This is a genomic window from Candidatus Streptomyces philanthi (assembly GCF_059553635.1).
Genome location: NZ_JCANQV010000374.1, coordinates 1 through 4,824 on the forward strand (window position 1 = coordinate 1; position 4,824 = coordinate 4,824).

General features: G+C 76.4%; 2 protein-coding genes. One reads left to right on the forward strand and one right to left on the reverse strand.

Annotation, left to right across the window (positions count from 1 at the left end):
• Window positions 1–232: 232 nt before the first annotated feature.
• Window positions 233–3,433: a sacsin N-terminal ATP-binding-like domain-containing protein gene (locus AC51EU_RS27145; protein WP_496269727.1), complete on the forward strand. Its 3,201-nt coding sequence runs from the start codon at window positions 233–235 to the stop codon at window positions 3,431–3,433.
• A 97-nt stretch (window positions 3,434–3,530) separates the two neighbouring features.
• Here the strand turns inward: AC51EU_RS27145 and AC51EU_RS27150 are convergent.
• The coding region (locus AC51EU_RS27150) for an FtsX-like permease family protein (protein WP_496269726.1) at window positions 3,531–4,824 on the reverse strand (1,294 nt) is incomplete at its 5' end.

A 4,824-nucleotide genomic window follows, 5' to 3' on the forward strand; every position in this document is an offset into this window, starting at 1 on the left:
ACCCCAACAACCCCCTCCGCCCGCCGCAGGCGGGCACCCCCCCACGGCGGCCCACCCGAACACCGCCGCAGCGCCACGGGCGCAACACGGCACCATGGGGACCGGCGGGCTAAGGTCACCGACCGAACCAGGCAAGGGAGACGGACACGTGACGGGTAAGGCGTGGGTGCGCGGTGGGATCGAGGGGGACGAAGGGGCCGACCCCTTCGGAACGGCCCGGTTGCGGCGGGGAGTGCTGGACGCGTGGGCCGCGTCCCCGGCCCGGTTCCGGGAGGACGCCAACGCGGAGGAGGATCTCGCGCTCGGCGGCTACCGCGACCGGCTCGTCGTCGAGCTGGCGCAGAACGCTGCGGACGCGGCGGCCCGTGCCGGTGTCCCCGGGCGGCTGCGGCTGACGCTCCATCCGTCCGACGGCACCGCGCCCGCCGTGCTCGTCGCCTCCAACACCGGCGCGCCCCTCGACGCCACCGGCGTCGAGTCGCTGTCCACGCTGCGGGCCTCCGCGAAGCGGGAGGCGAGCGTCGCGTCCGGCGCGGTCGGCCGGTTCGGTGTCGGCTTCGCCGCCGTGCTGTCGGTGAGCGACGAACCGGCGCTGGTGGGCCGTACCGGCGGCGTCCGCTGGTCGCTGGCCGAGGCCCGCGCCATGGCGGAGCAGGCGGCCGCGCACAGCCCCGGCCTCGGCGGCGAACTGCGCCGCCGCGACGGCCACGTACCGCTGCTGCGGCTGCCGCTGCCCGCCGAGGGTGCCGCGCCCGAGGGGTACGACACGGCCGTGGTGCTGCCGCTGCGGGACGGCGCCGCGCAGGACCTCGCTGAGCGGCTGCTCACCGGCATCGACGCGGCGCTGCTGCTGACGCTGCCGGGACTGGCCGAGGTCGTCGTCGAAACTCCCGAGTACGTACGGGAGTTGCGGCGTAGCGAGGAGGCCGGGCATGTCCTCGTCGAGGACAGTGAGCGCGGCGCGACGCGTTGGCGGGTGGCGCGCGACGGCGGCCCGCTGGACGCGGCGCTGCTCGCCGACCGGCCCGTGGAGGAGCGGCTGCGCCCGGTGTGGTCGGTGACCTGGGCGGTGCCGGTGGACGAGGCGGGGGCGCCGGTGCGGCCCGGTACGGCGCCCGTGCTGCACGCGCCGACCCCGACCGACGAGCCGGTGGGACTGCCCGCGCTGCTCATCGCGTCGTTCCCGCTGGAGCCGACCCGTCGCCATGTCGCGTCGGGGCCGCTGGCCGATTTCCTGGTGGAGCGCGCCGCCACCGCGTACGCGACGCTGCTCGGGGAGTGGGAGCCGGTGTCGCCCGGCATCCTGGACCTGGTGCCCGGCCCGCTCGGCAAGGGCGCACTCGACGGCGCACTGCGCCGGCGCGTACTGGAACTGCTGCCGCGGGTGCGCTTCCTGCCGAGCGCGGGAGCGCCCGAGGGCGGCGCGCGGCCCGACGAACACGCCTGGGACGACGGGACGCCGGAGGCGGCGCGGTTCGCGCTGCGCCCGGTGGACGCCGAGGTGCTGGAGGGCGCGGGCGCCGCGACCGTCGGCGTCCTCGCGGAACTCTTCCCGAACCTGCTGCCCGCCGGCCTCGAACGGCGCCCGGAACTGCGGGCGCTGGGCGTGGCGCGGGTGCCGCTCGGCGAGATGGTCGACCGGCTCGCGGGCGTCGAGCGCACCCCCCACTGGTGGTGGCGGCTGTACGACGCGCTGGCCGGCACCGACCCGGACCGGCTGAGCGGGCTCCCGGTCCCGCTGGCGGGCGCGGCGGGGCGTCGCCCGGACGCCGACGGCGCGGTACGGACCACCATCGGCCCGCGCCAGGTGCTGCTGCCGCAGCCCGGCGAGCGGGCCGACGACGAGGAGAGTGCCGCCCGGCACCGCACCCTCACCCGCCTCGGTCTCAAGGTCGCCCACCCGGATGCCGTCCACCCCCTGTTGGAGAGACTGGGCGCCACCCCGGCAGCACCCCGTGCCGTCCTGACGACGCCGCAGGTCAGAGCGGCTGTCGCCAACTCCCTTGAGGCGGACGAGGACGCCTTCGACCTCTTCGAGGACCTGGACGGCGCCGGGACCGGCACCCCGCTGGGCTCCGAGGAGCTGGCGGAGACCGTCCTCGGACTCGTCCGCGACGCCGGTCTCGCCCCCGGCGACGAGCCGTGGCTGGCCGCGCTGGCCCTGCCCGACGAGGACGGCGAACTGGCCCCGGCCGGCGAACTCGTCTACCCGGGCAGCCCGTTCGAGCAGGTCATCAGGGAGGGCGAACTCGCCGCCTGCGACACGGAGTGGGTCGAGCGCTGGGGCGAGCAGCCGCTGACCGCCGTCGGGGTGATGGCCGCGTTCGCCCTGGTCCGCGCCACGGACGTGGTCCTCGACCCCGATGAGCTGGAGCCGCGCGACGGCGACTTCCCCGAGCCCGACGACGCCGGGCTGCTGGACGCGGTCGACGTCTGGTGCGAGGACGTCCTCGACGGCCTGCCCGACTCGCCCGTACCGCCCGTGGCCACCGAACTCATCGCCGTACGCGACCTCGACCTGGTCGACGACGACGCCTGGCCGCAGGCGCTCGCCCTGCTCTCCGAGCCCCCGCTGCGCGACGCCCTCACCACCCCTGTCCGTGTCCTCCTCCCCGACGGCACCACGGAATCCGTCCGCCCCTACACCGCGTGGTGGCTGCGCGGCCACCCCGTCCTCGACGGCCGCCGCCCGGCGGGACTGCGCGCCGCCGGCGGCGACCCGCTGCTCGCCGGACTCTACGAACCGGCCGACGCCGGCGACGCCGACACCGAGGTGCTGCGGGCCCTGGGCGTGCGCACCTCCGTCGCCGCCCTCCTGGACGAGCCGGGCGGCGCGGCCGAACTCCTCGGCCGCCTCGCGGACCCGGACGCCGAGGTCGAACCGACCCAACTCCACGCCCTCTACGGCGAGTTGGCCGACCTCGACCCCGACCGGGTCACCCTCCCCGACGAGCTGCGGGCCGTGACCGACGGCACGGTACGCGTGGTGGACGCCGCCGACGCGGTGGTCGCCGACGCCCCCGACCTGATGCCCCTCGCCGACGGCCTCGCCCTCCTCCCCGTACGCCCCGCCCGCGCCGCGGAACTCGCGGACCTGCTCCAGGTACGCCGCCTGAGCGAGGCCGTACGCGCCGAGATCACCTCGGACGGCGTCCCCCGCGACGTCCCCCCGGCGGTGCGTTCCCTCCTGGGCCCCCGCACCCCGGACACCTACCTGGAGCACGAGGAACTCCTCGTCACCGACGGCACGGACACCACCGCCCTCGACTGGCGCTGGACCCCCGACCACACCCTGCACGCCGCCACCCTGGAGGGCGTCGCCGCGGGCCTCGCCTGGGCCACCGCCCAATGGCCCCGCCGCTTCGAGGTCGCCGCCCTCCTGGAGGAACCGGACCGCGGGGAGGAGCTGGCGCGGGCGCGCTGGTTCGACTGAGGGAAACGAGGCGGGCGGTACCGGTGTCGTCCCGGTACCGCCCGCCCCGCCGTTCCCCGGGCCGTCGGACCAGGGCGCCGGTACCGCCGCCGTCCGGCTACGCCGTCCGCATCGCCGCCACGATCGTCATCCGCCGCACCCGCCGGGCCGGCAGCACCGCCGCCGCCAGCCCGATCAGGACCGTCAGCGCCAGCACCGCGGCCACCGGCAGTACGGGCGGCCCGCCCACCGTTCCCACCGCTGAGGTCACCGACCGCGCGGCGACCCACCCGTAGCCGATGCCCAGTGCGGTGCCGACCAGGGCTCCCGCGAGCGACAGCAGTACGGCCTCCAGGGTGAGCATCCGTCGTAGTTGCTGTCCGGACATGCCGATCGCGCGCAGCATGCCGATCTCCCGGGACCGTTCGCTGACGCCGAGCATCAGGGTGGCCGCCACCCCGATTCCGGCGATGGCCACGGAGAAACCGAGCAGGGCCATCGTGACCAGCATCATCCGGTCGATCAGCGCGCGCAGTTCCTCCGCCTGTGCCGTCGTGTCGGTGACCTTGACGCCGGGGTGTCCGGCCAGGGCCCGGTCCATGGTCCGGCGGGCGCCGATCCGGTCGGTTCCCTCGGCCGGGCCGACCCACATCGTGGTGACGGCCGCGCGCGGCGCCAGCCGGTCCATGGTCGCCGGCGTCACGTACAGCGCGGCGTCCGCTTGCAGTGCGAGCGGAAGTCCGCTGCTGCCGTCCGCGAACCGCAGGGTGCGCGCCGGGTGGCCGGGTACCGTCACCCGGTGCTCGCCCGTGGTACCGAGTGTGGTGAGCGCGGCGTCGTCCGGCAGGTTCTTGGCCCGGTCCATCCCGTCCACGGTGGACCGGAGCGCTCCGGGGGCCGCGGTGACCAGTACCGTGCGTCGGCCGTCGACCTCGGCCGTGACCGAACGGACGGGCGCGGTGGTCAGCCGGCGTTCCCCGGTCAGTGCGGCGACCGCCCCGGCCGGCAGCTTGCCGTCGTCCCTGGCGGTGACCGAGAAGTCCCCCGGCTGCTGGGAGGAGACCAGCGGGACCAGGGAGTTGCCGGTGATGCCCAGCGCGGTGACGGCGGAGACCATCACCGTGACGCCGAGCAGCAGGGCCGCCCCGGTGGCGCCCGTACGTCCCGGGTTGCGGCGCAGTTGCTGCGTCGCCAGCCGGCCCGCGGTCCCGCACAGGCGCCGGGCGGGTACGCCGAGGGCGCCGACGATCGGCGGCAGCAGCCGGTGGCTCAGGCGCAGCACACCGAAGAAGCTGCTGACGGCGCCGAGCGTGGCGGCGAGGAGGGACAGCGGCGGCGGCATGGTCGCCCCGGCGACGAGCAGGGCGCCGCCACCCACCAGCAGCAGGCCGGGCAGGACCGCGGCCCGCAGG